This window comes from Endozoicomonas sp. GU-1 (assembly GCF_027366395.1).
Taxonomy (GTDB): Bacteria; Pseudomonadota; Gammaproteobacteria; order Pseudomonadales; family Endozoicomonadaceae; genus Endozoicomonas.
In genome coordinates this window covers 993,944-1,014,107 of record NZ_CP114771.1, presented here as the reverse complement: position 1 = coordinate 1,014,107, position 20,164 = coordinate 993,944, and the positions used below count along the sequence as shown (strand labels likewise).

Annotated in this window: 16 protein-coding genes, 5 tRNA genes and 1 pseudogene; 16 read left to right on the top strand and 6 right to left on the bottom strand. The window is 48.8% G+C overall.

Annotation, left to right across the window (positions count from 1 at the left end):
• Window positions 1–31 precede the first annotated feature (31 nt).
• Window positions 32–646, top strand: coding sequence for a riboflavin synthase subunit alpha (locus O3276_RS03930; protein WP_269674463.1), 615 nt, complete (start codon window positions 32–34; stop codon window positions 644–646).
• A 300-nt stretch (window positions 647–946) separates the two neighbouring features.
• On the opposite strand, the pseudogene lon reads toward O3276_RS03930, so the two are convergent.
• Window positions 947–3,375 (bottom strand): annotated as a pseudogene (lon, locus tag O3276_RS03925) (endopeptidase La).
• A 488-nt stretch (window positions 3,376–3,863) separates the two neighbouring features.
• Between lon and O3276_RS03920 the strand changes: the two are divergent.
• The 3 genes from O3276_RS03920 to rarD all read left to right on the top strand — a co-directional run bounded on the left by O3276_RS03920 (window position 3,864) and on the right by rarD (window position 5,968).
• Window positions 3,864–4,469 (top strand): chalcone isomerase family protein, encoded by a 606-nt coding sequence (locus O3276_RS03920; RefSeq protein WP_269674462.1) that lies wholly within the window; start codon window positions 3,864–3,866, stop codon window positions 4,467–4,469.
• 152 nt (window positions 4,470–4,621) lie between these two features.
• Window positions 4,622–4,906 (top strand): ComEA family DNA-binding protein, encoded by a 285-nt coding sequence (locus tag O3276_RS03915; protein WP_269674461.1) that lies wholly within the window; start codon window positions 4,622–4,624, stop codon window positions 4,904–4,906.
• Between the two features lie 147 nt (window positions 4,907–5,053).
• Window positions 5,054–5,968: an EamA family transporter RarD gene (rarD, locus tag O3276_RS03910; RefSeq protein WP_101747700.1), complete on the top strand. Its 915-nt coding sequence runs from the start codon at window positions 5,054–5,056 to the stop codon at window positions 5,966–5,968.
• Between the two features lie 7 nt (window positions 5,969–5,975).
• On the opposite strand, the gene O3276_RS03905 is transcribed toward rarD, so the two are convergent.
• A complete protein-coding gene (locus O3276_RS03905) occupies window positions 5,976–6,191 on the bottom strand; it encodes a hypothetical protein (RefSeq protein ID WP_269674460.1) in 216 nt (71 codons plus the stop codon).
• A 477-nt stretch (window positions 6,192–6,668) separates the two neighbouring features.
• Here O3276_RS03905 and O3276_RS03900 point away from each other — a divergent pair, with 477 nt between their 5' ends.
• On the top strand, window positions 6,669–8,759 hold the full coding sequence (locus O3276_RS03900; RefSeq protein ID WP_269674459.1) for a Sip1-related alpha-galactosidase: 2,091 nt from the start codon (window positions 6,669–6,671) through the stop codon (window positions 8,757–8,759).
• A 53-nt stretch (window positions 8,760–8,812) separates the two neighbouring features.
• Here the strand turns inward: O3276_RS03900 and folD are convergent, their stop codons facing one another.
• Window positions 8,813–9,667 carry a bifunctional methylenetetrahydrofolate dehydrogenase/methenyltetrahydrofolate cyclohydrolase FolD gene (folD, locus tag O3276_RS03895; RefSeq protein WP_269674458.1) on the bottom strand — a complete coding sequence of 285 codons (855 nt, stop codon included), beginning with the start codon at window positions 9,665–9,667 and terminating at the stop codon, window positions 8,813–8,815.
• A gap of 338 nt (window positions 9,668–10,005) precedes the next feature.
• Here folD and O3276_RS03890 point away from each other — a divergent pair.
• From O3276_RS03890 to clpX, 7 genes are all read left to right on the top strand, one after another.
• A tRNA-Pro gene (locus tag O3276_RS03890) sits at window positions 10,006–10,082 on the top strand.
• 17 nt (window positions 10,083–10,099) lie between these two features.
• Window positions 10,100–10,175, top strand: a tRNA-Arg gene (locus tag O3276_RS03885).
• 76 nt (window positions 10,176–10,251) lie between these two features.
• Window positions 10,252–10,327: transfer RNA gene (locus O3276_RS03880), tRNA-His, on the top strand.
• Window positions 10,328–10,401: 74 nt separating this feature from the next.
• A tRNA-Leu gene (locus O3276_RS03875) sits at window positions 10,402–10,486 on the top strand.
• A 394-nt stretch (window positions 10,487–10,880) separates the two neighbouring features.
• Window positions 10,881–12,224 carry a trigger factor gene (tig, locus tag O3276_RS03870; protein ID WP_269674457.1) on the top strand — a complete coding sequence of 448 codons (1,344 nt, stop codon included), beginning with the start codon at window positions 10,881–10,883 and terminating at the stop codon, window positions 12,222–12,224.
• 192 nt (window positions 12,225–12,416) lie between these two features.
• Window positions 12,417–13,067 (top strand): ATP-dependent Clp endopeptidase proteolytic subunit ClpP, encoded by a 651-nt coding sequence (gene clpP / locus O3276_RS03865; RefSeq protein ID WP_101747729.1) that lies wholly within the window; start codon window positions 12,417–12,419, stop codon window positions 13,065–13,067.
• 406 nt (window positions 13,068–13,473) lie between these two features.
• Window positions 13,474–14,772 carry an ATP-dependent Clp protease ATP-binding subunit ClpX gene (clpX, locus tag O3276_RS03860; protein WP_269674456.1) on the top strand — a complete coding sequence of 433 codons (1,299 nt, stop codon included), beginning with the start codon at window positions 13,474–13,476 and terminating at the stop codon, window positions 14,770–14,772.
• Between the two features lie 334 nt (window positions 14,773–15,106).
• Here clpX and O3276_RS03855 read toward each other — a convergent pair.
• Window positions 15,107–15,183: transfer RNA gene (locus tag O3276_RS03855), tRNA-Pro, on the bottom strand.
• Window positions 15,184–15,429: 246 nt separating this feature from the next.
• Here O3276_RS03855 and O3276_RS03850 point away from each other — a divergent pair.
• The 4 genes from O3276_RS03850 to O3276_RS03835 all read left to right on the top strand — a co-directional run bounded on the left by O3276_RS03850 (window position 15,430) and on the right by O3276_RS03835 (window position 18,550).
• A complete protein-coding gene (locus O3276_RS03850) occupies window positions 15,430–16,038 on the top strand; it encodes a peptidylprolyl isomerase (RefSeq protein ID WP_442876558.1) in 609 nt (202 codons plus the stop codon).
• Between the two features lie 5 nt (window positions 16,039–16,043).
• Window positions 16,044–16,784, top strand: a complete 741-nt coding sequence (locus tag O3276_RS03845; protein ID WP_269674455.1) for a tRNA(Met) cytidine acetyltransferase TmcA domain-containing protein — start codon at window positions 16,044–16,046, stop codon at window positions 16,782–16,784.
• Window positions 16,768–18,234, top strand: coding sequence for a GNAT family N-acetyltransferase (locus O3276_RS03840; protein ID WP_269674454.1), 1,467 nt, complete (start codon window positions 16,768–16,770; stop codon window positions 18,232–18,234). Before O3276_RS03845 ends, O3276_RS03840 begins: the two co-directional genes overlap by 17 nt.
• A gap of 73 nt (window positions 18,235–18,307) precedes the next feature.
• Window positions 18,308–18,550 (top strand): GrxA family glutaredoxin, encoded by a 243-nt coding sequence (locus O3276_RS03835; protein ID WP_269674453.1) that lies wholly within the window; start codon window positions 18,308–18,310, stop codon window positions 18,548–18,550.
• A gap of 3 nt (window positions 18,551–18,553) precedes the next feature.
• On the opposite strand, the gene O3276_RS03830 is transcribed toward O3276_RS03835, so the two are convergent.
• Window positions 18,554–19,450, bottom strand: coding sequence for a DNA replication terminus site-binding protein (locus O3276_RS03830; protein ID WP_269674452.1), 897 nt, complete (start codon window positions 19,448–19,450; stop codon window positions 18,554–18,556).
• 28 nt (window positions 19,451–19,478) lie between these two features.
• Entirely contained in the window at window positions 19,479–20,126 is a 648-nt protein-coding gene (gene pdxH / locus O3276_RS03825; RefSeq protein ID WP_269674451.1) for a pyridoxamine 5'-phosphate oxidase, read from the bottom strand.
• Window positions 20,127–20,164 lie beyond the last annotated feature (38 nt).

Below are 20,164 nucleotides of genomic sequence, written 5' to 3'. Positions count from 1 at the left end.
GGCCAACGTGTTTGGCGACGATAGGTAGTGTATGTTTACAGGTATTGTGAAGGGATTTTTTCCGGTTGGTCGAATTGAAACGTTCAACGAACTGAATCGTATTACTGTGCTGTTGCCGTCCACATTGCTGGAAGGCCTGGAAACCGGAGCCAGTATTGCAGTGAATGGATGCTGTTTGACAGTTACTTCTTTTGACCGGGAAAGTGTCACTTTCGATGTGATGAAAGAGACCCTGAGGGTTACTAACCTGGGGGCGCTGGGGGAAGGTGATAAAGTCAATATTGAAAGAGCTGCACGCTTTGGTGACGAAATTGGCGGGCATCTTCTCTCTGGTCATATTCACGATACTGTTGAGATTTGTGACATTAAGCAGGAAGAAAACAATGTGACAGTGTTCTTTCAATTTGCTTCTGAATGGCAAGACTATATTCTGCCTAAAGGCTATGTGTCTCTGAATGGCTGTAGTTTGACTATTGGTGAGAAGGTTGAGGGGGGGCGCTTTTGTATCCATCTTATTCCGGAAACCTTAAGAATGACGTCATTTGGTACAGCGGAAGTTGGCGATAGAGTTAACCTGGAAATAGACAGCCAGACACAGGCGATTGTCACTACGGTGAAAAGATATCTGGAATCAACCAGGTTATGATATGTGTGGTGATATAGTTCTCTGAACCTTTTTATGCTGTCGCAGGGTTGCAATTTCTTGAGATACAACCCTGTGTCGTTCCGGTATCTGTTTCTTCATTATTTTTCTGCTATTTTAAAAAACTTTAATATGATTATTACGTCTTATATATCATTTGAAAAAATTTGCCGCACGGCCCAGAATGAAAGTGCTCACTAGCGTGTCCAAACGGGATTAGATCCCGCTGCTATTGTAAGAGTGATTAAGAAAGCGCCACCTGATCGGGTGGCGTTTTTTATTTACAGCAGAGTACGGTTGGCTCTACTTACTTTTTCCTTTGCTTTTGCTGACCGCTGGGAATGCAACTTTATAGACGTCATCGTACTGGCTGGCAAAATGTACAGAGATGCCTTCACGGATGTAATCCGGTAGCTCATCAAAGTCTCTGCGGTTATCTTCCGGAAGAACCAGGTTCATAATTCCCTGCCGTCGGGCAGCAATCACCTTTTCTCTGATACCGCCCACAGGCAATACTTTGCCTGTCAGGGTCAGCTCTCCGGTCATTGCCAGATTTTTCAGGGGTTTAATGCCTTTGGCCAGAGAGATTAAAGCGGTTGTCATGGTGACACCGGCACTGGGGCCATCTTTCGGGGTGGCACCTTCCGGAACATGGAGGTGTATAAATGCAGTTTTCAGAAAGTCTTCCTGAATACCCAGCTTTTTGGCGTGACTGGTGGTATAGCTGTATGAGATTTCAGCCGACTCTTTCATCACCTCACCCAGCTTGCCGGTCAGTTTAAAACCGGCTCTTTGCTGATGTATCAGGCAGGCTTCAACAGGGAGTGTAGCACCACCCATTGCGGTCCAGGCAAGACCGGTGACTATGCCAAGACCTTCCATGGTTTTTTCTTTACGAAAGTAGGGCGCGCCGAGAAAGTCTTCCAGGTTTTTAGCCGACACCGTCAGCTTGTGTTCATCATTTTCCAGGAATTTGACGACAACTTTGCGAATGATTTTTTGCAACAATTTCTCAAAGTGACGAACCCCTGCTTCCCGGGCATAACCATCAATAATTTTACGGAAGGTTGTATCTGAGATTCTAAGCTGGCTCTTTTTCAGTCCGGCTTTGTTCAGTTGTTTGGGCCATAAGTGATTCTTGGCTATCGCCACCTTCTCTTCGGTGATATAGCCGGACAGCCTGATGACATCCATTCGATCAAGCAGTGGTCCCGGGATAGTATCCAACTGATTGGCTGTGCAAATGAACAGGACTTTTGACAGATCAATTCTCATGTCCAGATAGTGGTCAAGAAACTCGCTGTTCTGCTCAGGATCCAATACCTCCAGCAGCGCAGATGCGGGATCACCGCGGAAGGACGCACCAATTTTATCAATCTCATCAAGCATGATGACCGGATTGGAGACTTCTACTTCCTTCAGTGCCTGAATCAGCTTTCCAGGCATCGCTCCAATATAAGTACGACGATGTCCTTTAATCTCAGCTTCATCTCTCATGCCGCCCAAACTGAAACGGTAAAATTCCGGTCCAGAGCTTTGGCGACGGACTTGCCAATAGAGGTTTTGCCCACACCCGGAGGGCCTACCAGCAACATAATGGAGCCGGATACTTCTTTCCGGTAAGCACCGACTGCCAGAAACTCAACAATGCGCTCTTTAACATCCTCAAGACCGTCATGGTCGGAACTGAGTACGTTTCTTGCGTGATGAAGATCGAGGTTATCTTCAGAGTACAGGCCAAAGGGGACCGATGTCGCCCAATCGAGGTAATTTCTGCAAACGGCGTATTCCGGGGAGCCGGTTTCCAGAATGGAAAGCTTTTTCAGCTCATCATCGATTTTACTCTTGGCACTTTCAGGGACGGTCAGCTTTGCCAGTCTCTGCTCGAACTGTTCAATCTCGGCAGTTCGGTCATCTTTCGATATGCCCAGCTCTTTTTGAATGACTTTAAGCTGTTCCTTCAGGAAGAACTCGCGCTGATGATTACTGATTTTCCGGTTAACTTCCGCATTGATTTCACTCTGAAGGCGGGCGACCTCCTGCTCTTTGCGAATCAGCACCAGTACCTTTTCCATTCTGCGTTGGACAGGAATGGTTTCCAGTACTTCCTGAAGCTCCTGTCCGGGAGCGGTGGTAATAGCCGCTGCAAAATCTGCCAGGGGGGAGGGGTCTTTGGGACTGAAGCGGTTCAGATAATTTTTCAGCTCCTCGCTGTACAGGGGATTCAGCGGGATAAGCTCTTTGATCGCCTGGATCAGTGCCAGTGCATAGGCTTTTACTTCATCGCTGTCGTCTTCAGGGGTGTCGATATAGTCGACCTGAACCAGGTAAGGAGGCCGGCGACGTAACCACTGTCGTATTCTGAAACGTTGCATTCCCAGGGCAATAAACTGAACCTGGTCATTGTCTGACACAATATTATGGATTTTGACAACGCAACCTACCTGGGGAAAATCTTCCGGTGCAACGTCTATACCGGGCAATCGGCCAACAAAGCTGAGACCAACCGCTTTATGAGGGCTCTGGCCAACACGTTGCAGTGTTTCTCCCCACTCCTCATTGCTGAATACTAACGGTTGTACCTGTGCAGGAAAGAAAGGGCGGTTCGAAACGGGGATCAGATAGAGTTTGTCTGGTAGCGACTGGTGTGGAAGTACAAGTCCGGTACTGGTTTTTTGGCTGTCTTCGTCCCCATCAAGCACTTCGGGGTTGTTTGGATCCTGATCTGTCATAGTCTGTCTGCAAAAGCTGGTTTAACAGGAAAGTCTGGTTGATATTCTGTTGCAAAGGTATGGTGTAGCGGGCTTTAAGGAAGCCTGGGCTAACCCGTTACTCAGTGCTTCAACCTTGTGTTCTGGATAGTCTATTTTGAGGCTTATCCAGTAATTTCAATAGTCAGTGCACTTAAGTATGGTTTAGATAGTCAGGATTGGTAACGGGAATATTGGGCTGCTGACCAGTGGTAATGGAGAGGGTTTTATCCACTGCTCATGAAAGTTATGGCTGATGAAATGGTGACAATTTAATGACGGCAATCAGCCTCTGGAGTGATAATACAGGTAAAGATCATGGCAGCTTAAACCCTGTGCATAGTATGATTGCCTGACCTGCTGCGCTGGCGGCCAGGCTATGAAATGTCGAAGTGCTTGCAGCTCAGTATGCTGGAAGCTGCCAATTAAGTGGGATAGTATTTCCTGACAATAATAATAAGGTGTGTAGTATGCAAATCTATGACTCTTTTTATCGTATTCCTCTTTTAACTGCCTTGCTTATGTTGCTGTCATTGCCTGTTAATGCGCTTGTCATTAATAAGTATGACCTGCCAGACACTATTGCTGCGGAGGGTGATAAACCAGAGCTTAAATTGCAGGGTGCGGCAGTCAGGTCATGGTATCTGATGGTTAAAGGGTATATCGGTGCTCTTTATCTGGAAGAGCCGACCAGTAGCCCTGAAGAGATTTATGCCTCTGACACGCATCAGCGAATGGCATTTGTTTTGCTCTTGTCAAAAATGAGCGCCCGACGGATAGCCAATGCCTTTTATGAATCCATCCAATTGAACAGCCCACCCGATGAGCAGGAAGCGGTGAAAGAGGACCTTGAGAAAATCTTTACACTGGTTGATGGTTCAATGAAAAAAGGTGAACAGGCTGTGTTTGAGTACCTTCCGGGTAAAGGGTTGCGGATTGAAATTGCCGGTGATGAGAAAGGTATCGTTCCTGCCAATAAAGAGTTGTTTAATCTGTTCCTGCGAGTGTGGATTGGTGAGACACCACCCAGTAAGCCTTTTAAAGAGCAGGTTTTGGGGGTTGCTCCGGCTGCGTGATAATTTGATCCGCTTATCTGCCCGGGATTTTTTGTCTTGCAGTTATCCCAAGCATTGCCTTGAATGTTCTTAAGGATGGTTTATTCAACAAAGCTGTTTTATAGACAATCTATCAATAGCGGATTAGTTATCAATTTTAAGGAGTCATTGATATGGATATCAAAACCCTCGTCTTTTTAGGTGCATCTTTTTTCAGTATCTCTGTCTTTGGGGCTGACCAGAAAGCCCGGTCTGGTGATCAGAAAGTTAATGTGAACCAGGCAAACATGGAGCAGCTGGACAAAGGACTTCTCGGGGTTGGACCCCGTATCGCAATGGAAATTGTCAAGCATCGTGATCAGCATGGCCCTTATCAGAGCTTTGATGATTTGGATAAGGTTAAATATGTTGGCAGCAGAATGCTGGATAAAAATAAAAATCGTATAGTTTTTGACTGATCTGTTTGGCCAGGAAGCCTGGGTGAGTTCAGGCTTCTTCAGTTAATGTTTTGTCTCGGGTTTCGTTGCTTCTACAATGCAAAATCTGAATGGGCTGTTATTTTTCCTGGCATCCCGAGGATGCTATGGGTCTGATGTGGGGGATTTGTGAGAGACGCAGGAGTACAGTCTGGCCTGACGTTTGCCGTCGGGGCATTTGCTTTGTGGGGGCTGATCCCCATCTATTTCAAGATTGTTGAACAGGTGTCTCCTTTGGAAGTGCTTGCTCATCGGGTTTTCTGGTCATCACTTTTGCTGGTTTGCTTTTTATCTTTTCGCCATAAACTGAAAGGGATCCTTGAGATAATAAAGTCACCACGGATACTGGGCTGGTTGGTTTTGTCGTCGCTGTTTATTGCTGGAAACTGGCTCTGTTTTATCTGGGGAGTGACCAATGACAGGATTCTGGAAACCAGCCTCGGTTATTACATCAACCCGCTGATCAGCGTTTTTTTTGGCTACTGTTTTTTGGGGGAACGTCTGACCCGATACCAGATGCTGGCGGTGTTTATAGCAGCAGCGGCGGTATCAATGCAGATGTTTTTGCTGGGTAAACTGCCCTGGGTCGCTTTTGTACTGGCCTTGTGTTTCGGGTTCTATGGCTTGATCCGGAAAAGGATTAATGTCGATGCGACCTCTGGGCTGGCTATTGAGACATTGCTGTTGATGCCTCCCGCCGCTTTCTATTTTCTGTGGTTGATGGGTAATGATTTGCATGCTTTTCGCTTTTCTGATCCGGATACCAGTCTTCTCCTTGCCCTGTCCGGGTTTGTGACCACCATACCTCTGGTGTTGTTCAATATGGCGGCTCAAAAGTTGCCGTTAACTGTGTTGGGAATCATGCAGTATCTGGCACCATCCATTTCATTTCTGGTGGGTGTGACAATTTATAATGAGCCGCTGGGTGTGGTGCAGATGGCTACTTTCGCTTTGATATGGCTCGCACTGGTCATTTTTACGCTGGATGGCCTGTTTCGACATAAGCGACAGCGTGAACGATTGGAAGTCCCTCACGCTGAGTAGGTCTGGTTTATTGTCTGTCAGGGGTGCCTTTTTCTTTACTTTTTTTGATAGAGGTTTTTGAGCGGGCTTTCCTGACCGGGAGTGATAGAGCCTGCTCTCTGGGCAGTACCCGGTAAATCTGTCGGTAGTACTCTTTTTCAAGGTCGCCAGGGGTTTCGGGAAGGGGCACCATACCCATCTGTCTGAGATAGGCTTCCATGCTACTGAGTGATGGTTTGTTCATTGAAGAGTCCTGGATGATTCTGACAAAAGTAACGAAGACAAAAGATGTCGGCAGCAGGGCTTATTCCATTAAACCGGGTGCTGACATAGAACGCTAAATGGTATGCATACTGCATGCCATTTTTTTGACAGCATGGTTTTCTGCTTTGTTCTACATGCTTGATGTATATTCTTTCGCTGTTTTGCTTCAGTTGTGCGGGGTTGAATGACTAAGACTCTCTTCACTCTAAAGCTCAGTCTGTGATTTTTGGTGTGTGCTATTGATAAAAGGTGTTACTTTCCGGTTGGTTTTCCTTGCTTGGGTAACATTTTCAGCGGTTTTCATATTGCAAAATTTCCGTGCTAATCAGCTTATCGGGCTGTGGTTTTATATCACGGATAAGCAATTTATTAGATTTTCACTGCCGTATATCCGATTTTGAGAAATACTGTAGGCAAAGGATGACATTGTTCTTTCCAAGATGCAGTTGAGGCAGTTATGTATTCTCTTCGTGAAAAAGACCAGCTGGTAAATCTGTATTATGACCAGGCTTCAGTATGTCAGGGGATCACTGTTTATGTTCGTTTGGATAATGGTGAGGAATATGCTCTGACATGGTCAGAGCAGTCGGGGATATTTGTTCACGATGACTGGCTTTCTGTCAGGTTGTCTTTGGAGACCAAAGGAAGACAACTGTTGTTATCTCTGAATGCTGAGATTAGCAAGGGAGTCAGTTGGCCAGGGCGCAGTTGGCATCCCTGTTGCGCTGTCAGAATCAATATCGCCTCTCTGGGTGATATTTCCGGTTTGTGTGCCCATTATCTTTATAACAGTTGGTGGACACGGCCGCATTTTGATTGCGCCCTTAACAATCTGCCAGAGAAAACACAGTCTTTGCTGTACGGTCTGGGGGCAGAGTATCACCACCTGCTGGCCGTATGTGATGAGCAGGTTCGCTGTGAATTTCAGGGTGGGGACGTCGCTGGCATTGAGTTGGTGGCGGGGCCTGCAAAGTCGGGTGTTAGAGATTTTTCGGGCTTGATTGCCATTTATGGTGTCAGTGCAGATCCATTTTTACTGATCAATCACAATGTGCAGTTGGGGCGTCACCATCTATCGTACTATTCCAGACCAAGAGAGCAGCGTACCTTGCCTGAGGTGTTTAACTATCTCGGCTGGTGCAGTTGGGATGCCTGTTATCTTGATGTGACTGAGGAGGCTGTTGCTGCAAAAGCTCAGGAGTTTTACTCCAAAAGGGTTCCGGTAAAATGGATGCTGGTGGATGATGGCTGGTCGGAAGAGAAAGATCGTCGGCTGTTGTCCTGGAAGGAAGATCGGGAGAAGTTTCCGGCCGGACTTGCCGGTTTAAAGCAGACTCTTCAGGATGACTACGGTATTCCCTGGATGGGGGTGTGGCATGCTCTGACCGGGCAGTGGGAAGGTATCGATGCCGAAGCCAGCTTTCCTGTTCCTTTGGATGAGCTGGATTCATCAAGAAGGTTACCCCCAACCTCAGAAGGGGATGCATTTCGCTTCTGGCACGGCTGGCACGACTATCTGGCCCGGCAGGGTGTTGATTTCATCAAAGTTGATGTTCAGAGCAATCTTGCCAACCACTATAGATACCGGGATTTTCCCGGAAAAGTATCCCGGGTAGCGCATCAGGCCCTTGAAGCGTCAGCGGGGCTGCATTTTAACGGACAACTGATCAACTGCATGGGGATGGCCAGCGATCAGCTGTGGAACCGACCGTCATCAGCTCTTGCGCGTAATAGTGATGATTTTTTTCCAAAGAAAAGCGGTAATCTCCAGGAGCATGCACTGCAGAATGCCTATAACGCAGTGTTTCATGATGCCTTTTTTATAGGTGACTGGGATATGTGGTGGACCATTCACGAAGACTCTGATGCCCATGCGCTGCTCAGGGCGGTGAGTGGCGGACCCATTTATACCAGCGATCCGGTTGGGCAGACTGATGCAGAGCAACTGATGAAGCTGGTGTTTAATGATGGTCGGGTGGTTCGCTGTGACCAGCAGGGAAAGGTGGCTCGGGAACAGCTATTTGAAAACCCTCTCTATTCCGGGAAGTTACTCAAAGTGACCAATCGGATTGGGGCAGTGGGAGTCCTTGCCTTATTCAATATTGCCGAAGATCACCAACCGATTACTGAGCGCATCACTGCGTCACCCCTGGAAAATGACAGTGGTGAATGGTTGGTATACTGGCCGACCCGACGGCAATGTTTCAGCCATTCTGAGCTGCCGGAAATACGGCTTGGGCAGAATGGGGCAGATCTGATGCTGTTTTATCCTGAAGAGTCATTGGTCTGTCTTGGACTGGAAGATAAGATTCTGCCAGCCTGTGCCATTGTTGATCAGGTGGTGTGCTGGAAAGACAGCGGTGTTCGCCTTGAAAGCCGACTCAGGCAGGGAGGCAGGCTGTTAATTTACAGTGAGTATCCGATTCTGGAGGTTCGAATCAACGGGCAGGATTATGAGTGGGAGGAGTCAGGTAACATATACCTTATTGATTGCTCTGAGTGGGAAGATGAAATCTTTCTGGAATGCCTGGCCAGTCTGAAGTCATAAGATGGACCGGCAGTGAAACTGCCGGTCTACACCGTGAACACTTTTCTCTCGGCTCAGTGGTGCAGATGGTCAGCAGCATACAGTGTGTTTTCCAGGAGTGTCGCCACGGTCATTGGGCCAACACCACCGGGAACCGGAGTAATCCATGAGGCTCTTTCTCTGGCAACATCAAACTCCACATCACCCACCAGTCGGCCATCATCCATACGGTTGATGCCAATATCAATCACCACGGCACCGGGCTTTACCCAGGCACCTTTAACCAGTCCGGGCTTGCCTGCGCCAACCACCAGGATGTCTGCCCGGGCGACTTCAGCGGCCAGATCCTCGGTAAAGCGATGCGTGGTGGTTGTGGTGCAGCCGGCCAGTAACAGTTCCATGGTCATTGGGCGACCCACGATATTGGAGGCGCCGACAATAACGGCATTCTTGCCACGAATGGGCTGGCCTGTGCTTTCCAGCAGTGTCATCACACCTTTTGGTGTGCAGGGGCGCAACAGTGGGATACGTTGAACCAGTCTGCCAATGTTGTATGGATGAAAGCCATCGACGTCTTTATCCGGACGGATGCGTTCAATCACCAGTTCGCAGTTGATGTGTTCAGGCAGGGGTAATTGTACAAGAATACCATCAATGGCCGGGTCATCATTGAGGCTGTCAATTAACTCCAGCAGATACTGTTCGCTGGTGGAGGCTGGCAGGTCGTGGGATACGGATTTGAAACCCACCCGTTCACAGTCCTGTCTTTTCTTGCCGACATAAACCTTGGAAGCCGGGTCATCGCCAATCAGAATAACCGCCAGCCCCGGAGCCCTGAGACCCTGTGACGTTCTTTTTTTCACCTGTTCGGCGATGGCGTCGGTCAGTTGCAGGGCAATGGCTTTGCCATCAATAATTTTTGCTGTCATATGTGCTGAAGCCTGTTGCTGACAATATTGGTTGATTGGCGAATATTGAAAATGACCGTTAGTTTAACAGTGCTCAGGCTCTGTTGACACAACAGCCTGCTGATAAAGCCACTGGTTCAACCTATATGAAGTCTGTTCGATATAAAGGGTGAGCATGGTGGTTTTTTTCAGACAGATTGGTATGGTCATTCAGACGAAGAAGTTTCCTGCATTATCTGAACTGCTATGTGGATCAAAAAATGCATATGGCAATTGACGAGCGCCATGCTTGTGAGTAGTATTCGTCGCCGTTGACCAGCGGAACTTTTCGGGATTTCCTGAAAGGAGCTGGAAAATTTCGGGGTATAGCGCAGTCTGGTAGCGCGCCTGCTTTGGGAGCAGGATGTCGGGAGTTCGAATCTCTCTACCCCGACCAGTCAGAAAGATGATTAAGCGCCCGTAGCTCAGTTGGATGAGCATCCGCCTTCTAAGCGGATGGTCGCAGGTTCGAATCCTGCCGGGTGCGCCATTTTTCAGATGGCCATTTATCCTGCCTTATGCTTGATTCTTTGGTTCAATTTGAATAGTCTTTCGGTCAGCTACTGGTGGGCGTAGCTCAGTTGGCAGAGCTCCGGATTGTGATTCCGGCGGTCGAGGGTTCGAGCCCCTTCGCCCACCCCAGTTTAACGGTTGTCCTGGTGTTTTGGGCAGCCTGAAAAATACAGTGTTTTGCGTGCTTCGTGGAAGCACTGTGAGCGGAAGTGGTGAAATTGGTAGACACGCTGGATTTAGGTTCCAGTGCCGCAAGGTGTGAGAGTTCGAGTCTCTCCTTCCGCACCAGTCATTAACGGGGATAAGTATGCTTATCCCCGTTTTTGTATGTTTCATCCAAAGAAACTGCCCTGATGGGGGGTGTATGGACCCACTAGTCCTTAGCTTCGGAGAAACGTATATGAATAGTGCAGATAGGAAAAGCTGAGCCAGGGCTGCTGTGTTTTGGGTCTTTTAAATACGCTTTTTCAGGCAAAGTCTGCTTTGTTCGTTGGTTTATACCGTTGAGAAGTGAGAGTGGAGCAAATCCTGTAGGGAACGGGAATGTTTTAATAAAAAGTGTTCCTTTACCTTGCCCGGATCTAGTGTAACAGAACGTGTTTGTGCATTTTCCGGAAGCATTTGCTAGTCTATTCGCCTTTTGGCCCATTGTTTACACAGGTTTTGGTGTTGAGGAACAAAAATGCAAGTCTCCCTTGAAATGACTTCCGGTATTGAGCGCAAGCTGACTATCACTATCCCGGTTGCTGATATTGATAGTGAAGTGAATAAGCGTCTGCAGGACCTGTCCCGACGTGTTCGTCTGGATGGCTTCCGCCCCGGCAAGGTTCCAATGAAAGTGGTCAAGCGTCGTTACGGTGCCGGTGCCAGACAGGAAGTGCTCGGCGAGATGATGCAGTCTTCCTTCATTGAGGCTATTCAGGAGCAGGATCTGATCCCTGCTGGTGCGCCATCTGTTGAAGCTCAGTCTGATAACGACGAAGGGTTTACCTTTGTTGCTACCTTTGAAGTCTACCCTGAAATTGCTCTGAATGATTTCAGCGGCATTGTTGTTGAGCGTCCGATTGCTGAGGTTCAGGAGTCTGATGTAGACGAAATGATCGAAACCCTGCGTAAGCAGAGCACAACGTTTGCTGACGTTGAGCGTGCTGCTGAATTGGGTGACCGCATTACCTTTGACTATGTTGGCACCAAAGACGGAGAAGCTTTCGAAGGTGGCAGCGCAGAGAACTCAACTCTGGAGCTGGGCTCTGGCCGCATGATTCCGGGCTTTGAAGACGGCCTGGTGGGTGTGTCTGCCGGTGAAGAGAAAGTGCTGTCCCTGACTTTCCCTGAAGATTATCAGGCGAAAGATCTGGCAGGTCAGTCTGTTGAGTTTGCCTGCAAGGTCCACAAGGTGGCTGCACCCGCACTGCCTGAATTGAATGACGAGTTTTTTGCTCGCTTTGGCTTAAGCGAAGGTGGTCTGGAAGGTTTCCGTACGGAAGTGTCCAGAAATATGGAGCGTGAACTGCGTCAGGCAGTTAAAAACAAAGTCAAGAATCAGGTAATGGATGGCCTGTTGAAGATTCATGAGGTGGAAGTGCCTTCTGCCCTGACTTCTCAGGAAATCGACCGTATGCGCGAACAGGCGGTACAGCAGTTCGGTGGCATGAAAGGTGGTTTTGATCCAAAGCAGCTGCCAGCAGAACTGTTTGAAGCTGATGCCAAAAAGCGTGTTGCTCTGGGTCTGTTGATTGGTGAAGTGGTTAAGCAGCGTGAAGTCAAGGTTGATGATGAGCGTGTGCGTGCCATGATTGAAGAGATGGCTTCCGCTTACCAGGAGCCACAGCAGGTTATCGACTGGTACTACAGCAACGATGAGCAGCTGTCTCAGATCAAGTATGTTGTTCTGGAAGAGCAGGTAGTAGATACTATTCTGGAAGCGGCCCAGGTTTCAGAACTGGCATGCAGCTATCAGGACGCTATCAAGCCTGCTGAACGTGCAGCTGAAACTGAAGAGGCAGAGCAGGAAGAGTCCGCCTGATACCGCTTGTAGAAGAGCATTTTATGAAGAGCGAGGGGAGTTGCTGGCTGATTGGCCAGTTCCCCTGACAAGCAGCTAAGGTTTTACCGGCTCTGGTCGTTTTAATCTGGTATGCAAGCGACTAATCTTTCAGTTTATATGACTGACAGGTCAGTCGCTTTTCTTCGACTTGGCAAGGAGTTAAGACAGGATATGTCCAATCTGATAGACCCGCACGCCGTTGCGATCACCAACTCAGGACTGGTACCTATTGTTGTTGAACAATCAGCCAGAGGTGAGCGCTCTTACGATATCTATTCCCGCCTCCTTAAAGAGCGAGTGATCTTCCTGGTGGGTCAGGTTGAAGATCACATGGCAAATCTGGTGGTTGCTCAGCTGCTATTCCTTGAATCGGAAAATCCGGACAAGGATATTCACCTGTACATTAATTCACCGGGTGGATCGGTAACTGCCGGGATGTCTATTTATGACACCATGCAGTTTATCAAGCCGGATGTTTCCACCATGTGTATTGGTCAGGCTGCGAGCATGGGCGCTTTGTTGCTGGCTGGTGGTGCTGCTGGTAAACGTTATTGTCTGCCACACTCCAGGGTAATGATTCACCAGCCGCTGGGAGGATTCCAGGGCCAGGCATCAGATATCGAAATCCATGCCCGTGAGATTCTGAGCATCCGCAGTAAGCTGAACCATGTTCTGGCTCACCATACCGGCCAGCCTCTTGAAGTCATTGAGCGTGATACTGACCGTGATAACTTTATGAATGGCGATGAGGCAGTTGAGTATGGCCTGATCGACCAGGTCATGAATCGTCGTGGTGAAGACGGCAATAAAGACAAAAAATAAGCTGGACGATTGAGCTGATGGCTCTTTTGTGATCTCCGGCGATATGCTCCGCAATCAATGAAAATAGCCCTTGTAAAGTGTGCTATTTTCATTATTTATAGCGCATGCAGGTTGATTTTTATCCAAAGTCGTTGAACACTAACTCATTGGATGGGTTCTCTTGGTATGGAGAGCTCTATCAGAATAGCTTTCCAGAAACATGCATGGTCCCGGATGGTCAGGGCATGAATTCTGGTATCAAGCGGATCAAGCACTTGAAAACATGCCTCGTTGCCTGCATCTTATCAGGCATGTAATTGTGAATCATGAAATGGGCTTTGATCAGTTTGACTGACAGGTCTATTTTCATTGTCTATTTTCACTGGAGAGTGCAGGGCAGGCATTGTCCGTATAACAGGGTAATCGAATGACCGACGAAACAAGCGGCAAGGGTGAAGACAGCAAGTTGTTGTACTGCTCTTTCTGCGGAAAGAGTCAGCATGAAGTGCGCAAGCTGATTGCCGGCCCTTCCGTATTCATATGTGATGAATGTGTTGATCTATGCAACGACATCATCCGTGAAGAAATTCAGGACAGCAGTGGCGAAGAGTCTTCAGATAAGCTGCCAATCCCTCGCGAGATCAAGGAGACTCTCGACGAGTACGTAATTGGCCAGCCCCGGGCCAAGAAAGTCTTATCTGTAGCGGTATACAACCACTATAAGCGTCTGCGTTTTGGCGATGCCAAGGGCGACAAAAAGAAAGAAGAAGTCGAGCTGGGTAAAAGTAATATCCTGCTGATTGGTCCCACCGGAAGTGGTAAGACGCTGCTTGCTGAAACGCTGGCGCGTATGCTCAACGTACCATTCACCATTGCTGACGCCACGACCCTGACGGAAGCAGGTTACGTCGGTGAAGACGTTGAAAATATCATTCAGAAACTGCTGCAGAAGTGCGATTACGATGTAGAAAAAGCTCAGATGGGTATTGTCTACATTGATGAAATTGACAAGATTTCCCGCAAGTCTGATAACCCGTCCATTACCCGTGACGTTTCTGGTGAGGGTGTTCAGCAGGCTCTGCTCAAGTTGATTGAGGGTACGGTTGCATCGGTTCCGCCTCAGGGTGGGCGCAAGCATCCGCAGCAGGAGTTTCTGCAGGTTGATACTTCCAATATTCTCTTTATCTGTGGCGGTGCTTTTGCCGGTTTGGATAAAGTGATTCGTGGTCGTACTGACAAGTCTGGTATTGGCTTCTCTGCACAAGTCAGCAGCAAGGACGACAAAAAGGATCTGGGTGAAACCTTTAAAGAAGTTGAGCCGGAAGATCTGGTGAAATTCGGTCTTATCCCTGAGTTTGTTGGCCGTCTGCCTGTCATTGCAACGCTTGAAGAGCTGGATGAAGAGGCGCTGGTGCGCATCCTTGTTGAGCCTAAGAATGCACTGACCAAGCAGTACAGCAAGCTCTTCGATATGGAAGAGGTGGAGGTCGATTTCCGACAGGAAGCTCTGCGTGCGGTTGCCAAAAAAGCCATGGAACGCAAAACCGGTGCTCGTGGCTTGCGCTCGATACTGGAGGCGGTACTGCTTGACTCAATGTATGAAATACCTTCCGACAAGAGCATTTCCAAGGTGGTGATTGATGCTTCGGTTATCAATGGTGATTCTGAGCCGCTGTTGATTTACGAAAATTCTGAAACACCGAAGGCAGCACTTTCCGATAAGTGATTTGCTATTGCTTGCAATAAAAACCCTTCCTGGCACAAATGCCACTCGTTGTTAGACGAGTGGCATTATTCAAACTCTACCGCTTCTCTCTTTGGTCGATTAAGCACGGCCAATCCAGGTGCATTAAATCCTTTTATTCAGAGTGCAGAATGATCGATTGGGGTGTTCTTTGTATCCTTCAGGTTGATCCTGAAGATTTATTGGATGAAGAACTTTGATGGTATGAAAGGGTAGAAAACCGGATTTTCTGACTTGAGTTTGCTTGTTGGGTAATCGTGAAAACTGATGGAATGGGTTTTCAGGGAGGGTTAGAAAATTGAGGTAAAAAAGTGTCTGGTCGGAGCGAGAGGATTTGAACCTCCGACCCCCACAACCCCATTGTGGTGCGCTACCAGGCTGCGCTACGCTCCGACACAAGAAGGGTAAAAATGCCCCTTCAGGCGCTGGGTATATTACCCTAAAAAACACTATTTGCAAGCCCTCGCGCATTTCTTTTGCTTTTTTCTCTATCGAAAATACTATGATGCTAAACAGGCTTTTTTTCTTCCTTCAGAGCCTTTACTGTCTATCCGTTTATGTTGCATAAAGTGGTTTTAACTTTTTCTGCTTTGGAGAGAATAAATGCGTTTGATGCGAAACTGGCTGCTGGGAAGCACCATGCTTTTTTTGACTACCCTGGCGTATGGTGCAGCGACAGAGTCAGCTGAGGCCGCAGAGAAGAAGATCGAAGCGTTTCAGGTGGTTCTGGAAACCAGCAAAGGAGATATTGTTTTGATGTTGGCACCCGAAGAGGCACCCGTCACCGTCAACAACTTTATCGAGTATGTTGAAAGTGGCTTCTACAACGGCCTGGTATTCCACCGGGTGATTAATAACTTCATGATTCAGGGGGGAGGCTTTGCCGAGGATATGAGCCAGCGGGCCACCCGCGCGCCGATCAAAAATGAGTCGCTGCTGAATCAGCGTCTGGAGAACAGCCGTGGCTCTATTGCCATGGCCAGAACCCAGATCGCTGATAGTGCAACCTCTCAGTTTTTCATTAATCTTAAAGATAATGAATTTCTCAATGGTAAGCCTTATAAGCCGGGTTATGCCGTTTTTGGCCATGTCATCAAAGGCATGGATGTGGTAGACAGTATTGCCAGAGTGAAGACGGGTTATCGTGGCCCACACGGTGATGTACCCGTTGACTCCGTTATTATCAACAAAGCGTATGTTGTGAAAGAGGGTGGCAGGTCGGTGAAAACCGGGCCTGAGGCTTCCTGATATCCATGAGTAAACAGACCATTTCTACCGCTGGAGAACTCGCTCTATCCCTGAAATCAGCCGCCAGGTTGTTCGGGCACCGGCGTTTGCTGGTATGTGCAGGCGATGCGGACTGGTGTAAGACTCAAGTGGTGGAAATGGTTCCAGCCCTGGCAGAGTCTGTTCTTCTGATTGGCGAAGATTTCCCAGAGCTTGCTGCCTCAAATTCAGAAGTCATTGCGGCAAAACAGTGTCTGTCCCGGTTAGGCAGGGAGCATCAGAACATTATCTTTAATGCCCATGCAGGCTTTGATGTCGATGCGTTTGGTGCCATTAGTGGAACCTTAAGTGCCGGTGGCATTCTGGTACTGTTAATACCGCCATTGGACCGATGGCAATATTTCCACGACCCTGAACATCGCCGGATGCAGGTTTACCCTCAACAATTTGAGGATATCTCCGGACGATATTTGCAGCGCTTGTCGCAAATGATTAAAGCCTCCAATCAGTTATCTCTCTTGACTCAGGGAGGAGGATTACGGATTCAGGAGGCTGAAAATAATCCTGATAAAAAAACACCGGGTGACAAGGACGAGACGGTCACCGCCCCCTGTAAAACCCGTTCACAAATGCGGGCGGTCCGGGGAATACACAAGGTGTTTCGTGGGCACCGCCGTCGCCCGCTGGTTCTGACGGCCGATCGGGGCAGAGGGGAAAAGTGCAGCTCTGGGCATCGCAGCAGCACAGTTGTTGCTGGAAGGTGTTGAGCAGATAATCATAACCGCACCCTCAAAAAGTACCGCAGAGGTGTTCTTTCACCATGCCGGGAAAGTGCTAGGCGAGGCTCATGCCGGCCTTTCAGGCAGACTTCAGTTTATCCCTCCGGACGATCTGGTTCAGACAATGCCTGCAACCCAGTTATTGCTGGTTGATGAGGCCGCTGCCATTCCCACACCCTTGCTGGAAAAAATGCTGACTCATCACAGTCGGATTGTCTATGCTTCAACTATTCACGGTTACGAAGGAACCGGCCGGGGTTTTGCCATCCGCTTCAGAAAGGTTCTGGATAGCAAAACACCTCAGTGGCACGAGCTGAGAATGGCCGAGCCGATTCGCTGGCAGCCGGATGACCCCCTGGAAGACTTTGTCTTCAGGGCGCTGCTGCTCAATGCAGTGCCCGCTGCCATTGATAAGCCGGAAAGTATCCGTTCGCAGCAGTGCACTTTCAGGCAGATATCATCTGAAGAATTACTGCTCAATGAAGACTTGTTAACTCAGCTGTTTGGTTTGCTGGTTCTCGCTCATTATCAGACCCGGCCATTTGACCTTCGCCATCTGCTGGATGGTGGGAACATGGAGGTCTACGGTCTTTTTGATCGACAGCAACGGTTGATCGCTGTGCTTCTGGCAGCCAGAGAAGGGGGGATTGACCCGGCACTGGCCGATGATATCTGGCTGGGCAGGCGCAGGGTTCGCGGGCATATGCTGCCGCAGTCGCTGAGTAATCACCTGGGCTTACCGGAAGCTATCTTCCTGAAAGGACTCCGGGTCATCAGAATAGCGGTTCACCCTGATTGCCAGAGAACAGGGTTGGGCAAAATGTTGCTGGATAAACTCCAACAGGATGCCGCAAATAAGCATATTGATTACTTGGGCACCCTGTTTGGTGCCACCGATGACCTTCTGAAGTTCTGGGGCGACTCTTGCTATGTGCCCGTGCGGGTTGGTTTGTCCAGAGACGCCGCCAGTGGTACCCATTCTGCCATGATGCTCAAGCCATTATCGCACACTGCAAAACGCCTGGTTGATCAGGCCCATAAGAAATGCCTGGCTCAGCTGCGGTGGTTATTGATGGATGAACTTAAAGGGCTTGATTTTGAAGTAGTTGCCACCATCTTTGCCATGATGGCACCGATAATCAGGGGCAGTGATGATTATGCTTTGTCCGGCGATAATCAGCGTGAGCTGGTTTCCTTTACAGAGGGGCAGAGACAATATGAGAATTGCATTGATGTCATCAAAAGAGTGACCTTTCGAATACTGGGGGCGGGTGATATAGATGCTGTGGATGCAAGGCTGCTGGTCACTCGAGTGATCCAGAATCAACCCTGGCATCAGGTGGTTGCAGCCTGCAGATTTTCCGGAGAAAAGCAGGCCCGGCAACGTTTGAGAGAGGTAGTTTCTGTGAACAGCAGGCTGCATTTATCAGCCGAATAGCATTTATGGTGCCTGCTTCAATACTTATCTGCACCAGCTGGTGCTTTCCTATGAACCTGATGGAGCATAAATAATGGATCGGTTTACTGTGTTTGGTCGTCCTGGCTGTGGATTCTGTGTACGAGCCAAACAGCTGCTGGAGATGAAAGGTTTGCCTTTCAAATACGTTGATATCTACGAAGAGGGGATCAGTAAGGCTGACCTGTCGAAGACCGTCGGCAAGGAAGTGGAAACGGTACCCCAGATTTTTCATGGTCAGCAGTACGTTGGCGGTTATACGGACCTGGAAGCTTATCTCAGGGAAAAAGATGCCTGAGAGTTATGCATAACGGTAAATTCTTGAATGAGGATTGTCGTTAATTTTAACCAGACGGGCATCACTGCGTTGCAGTCTTTCCTGTCTGGCAGATGGGTCATAGGGGCGAATTCGGTTAAACTCCGGTAACGGCTCTCCCGGCTTCAACTGAATGAACAGGGGGAGGGGCGAGTTAATCTGTGCCGGATACTGTTTTTTCAGTGCCGGATCCGCCTGCCTGAGCGCCTGAATATCCTTTGACCAGGTAATATTGGCCCTCAGGTGGGGAGCCAGTATACGCTTGATCACCACCACTTCTTTGGCGGGCATTTTTTCCAGTAGGCCAATGTCTTCATTAACGGCGACGGAGGCTATGTATTTCTTTCTGAAATGGACAATCGCTTCTTCGGCGGTCAGCCTGACCGTGCCACTGTGACTTGCAGCCCAACTGAAACCAACCCGTCTCGGGGCCTCTGGAAAGAGCTTGAGTTGCCGGTAACATTGCACAAAGTGCAGGTGTTTGACCTGCAGCCCTCCCAGTAAACCATCCCGTAAATCATCGGATGCCTGTTCAATGGCCTCGATGCTGTCGCCAAACAGCTTGCGAAAGTCGGCCATCGCCGTTTTAAACTGATCACGACAGAGGTTCAGTTCTTCGCCCAGTTGTAAGGTCTGCTCAGAAACGCCGACCAATCCGGTTAAGCGGGCGGTCTCCTGTTTGTTCTGCTCTTCGATATAGGTCAGTCGGGTGGCAATACCCGCTGCCAGAGCACGCTGGTTTGTGGATTCGGACTCCGTCTCCATGGTCCAGATGGGTAATCCATGGTCCGATTCAATGGCTTCCCGGAATAAGCGGTTAAGTTCAACCAGTTGAATAAGCGCATCCCTTACGGCGATTCGTGCAGCGGTTTCTTTACTCATAACGTGCCCATAAAAAACTGACGGGGTTTCAGGGAGAAAGGCGGTCGACTTGCCAGTCACAGCCCTTCTCTGCGGACAACCGGGTGTATTGAAAGCGATCGTGCAGGCGGCTTGGGCGACCTTGCCAGAATTCAATGTTCTCCGGCACGACGCGATAGCCACCCCAGAAATCGGGCAGAGGCACTTTTCCTTCCCTGAATTTGCGTTTCATCTCTTCCAGTTTCAATTCCAGAACCTTGCGTCCGGTAATGACTGAGCTTTGATGTGATACCCAGGCACCGAGCTGACTGCCATGAGGGCGGCTGGTAAAGTAACGCAGTGATTCAGCCGTGGAAATTTTTTCTGCCTTGCCCTGGATGACCACCTGTCGTTCAAGGGCTACCCAGGGGAACATAATGGCAACGTGGGGATTGCTGGTAATATCCCTGGCTTTATTACTGCTGTAGTTGGTGAAAAAGACAAAGCCGGACTGGTCGAAATACTTGAGGAGTACCGTTCTCAGGGATGGCATACCTGACGCAGAAACGGTGGCAAGGCTCATGGCATTGGGTTCGGCCAGCTGGGCGTGCTGGGCCTGTTTGAACCAGAGCTCAAACTGGTCAAAGGGGCTGGTTTTCAGGTTGTCCCGACTGAGCCCGGCCTGAGTGTACTCTTCTCTTAAATGGCTGATATCCATGGCGGCACTTTACTGTTAAATGATTTTTTATTTTAACC

Coding starts and splice junctions, on each gene's coding strand:
- O3276_RS03930 (WP_269674463.1), top strand. CDS start 32: ATGTTTACAGGTATTGTGAAGGGATTTTTTCCGGTTGGTCGAATTGAA.
- O3276_RS03920 (WP_269674462.1), top strand. CDS start 3,864: ATGCAAATCTATGACTCTTTTTATCGTATTCCTCTTTTAACTGCCTTG.
- O3276_RS03905 (WP_269674460.1), bottom strand. CDS start 6,191: ATGAACAAACCATCACTCAGTAGCATGGAAGCCTATCTCAGACAGATG.
- O3276_RS03915 (WP_269674461.1), top strand. CDS start 4,622: ATGGATATCAAAACCCTCGTCTTTTTAGGTGCATCTTTTTTCAGTATC.
- pdxH (WP_269674451.1), bottom strand. CDS start 20,126: ATGGATATCAGCCATTTAAGAGAAGAGTACACTCAGGCCGGGCTCAGT.
- folD (WP_269674458.1), bottom strand. CDS start 9,667: ATGACAGCAAAAATTATTGATGGCAAAGCCATTGCCCTGCAACTGACC.
- O3276_RS03845 (WP_269674455.1), top strand. CDS start 16,044: ATGAGTAAACAGACCATTTCTACCGCTGGAGAACTCGCTCTATCCCTG.
- clpX (WP_269674456.1), top strand. CDS start 13,474: ATGACCGACGAAACAAGCGGCAAGGGTGAAGACAGCAAGTTGTTGTAC.
- O3276_RS03830 (WP_269674452.1), bottom strand. CDS start 19,450: ATGAGTAAAGAAACCGCTGCACGAATCGCCGTAAGGGATGCGCTTATT.
- O3276_RS03835 (WP_269674453.1), top strand. CDS start 18,308: ATGGATCGGTTTACTGTGTTTGGTCGTCCTGGCTGTGGATTCTGTGTA.
- clpP (WP_101747729.1), top strand. CDS start 12,417: ATGTCCAATCTGATAGACCCGCACGCCGTTGCGATCACCAACTCAGGA.
- O3276_RS03900 (WP_269674459.1), top strand. CDS start 6,669: ATGTATTCTCTTCGTGAAAAAGACCAGCTGGTAAATCTGTATTATGAC.
- tig (WP_269674457.1), top strand. CDS start 10,881: ATGCAAGTCTCCCTTGAAATGACTTCCGGTATTGAGCGCAAGCTGACT.
- O3276_RS03850 (WP_442876558.1), top strand. CDS start 15,430: ATGCTTTTTTTGACTACCCTGGCGTATGGTGCAGCGACAGAGTCAGCT.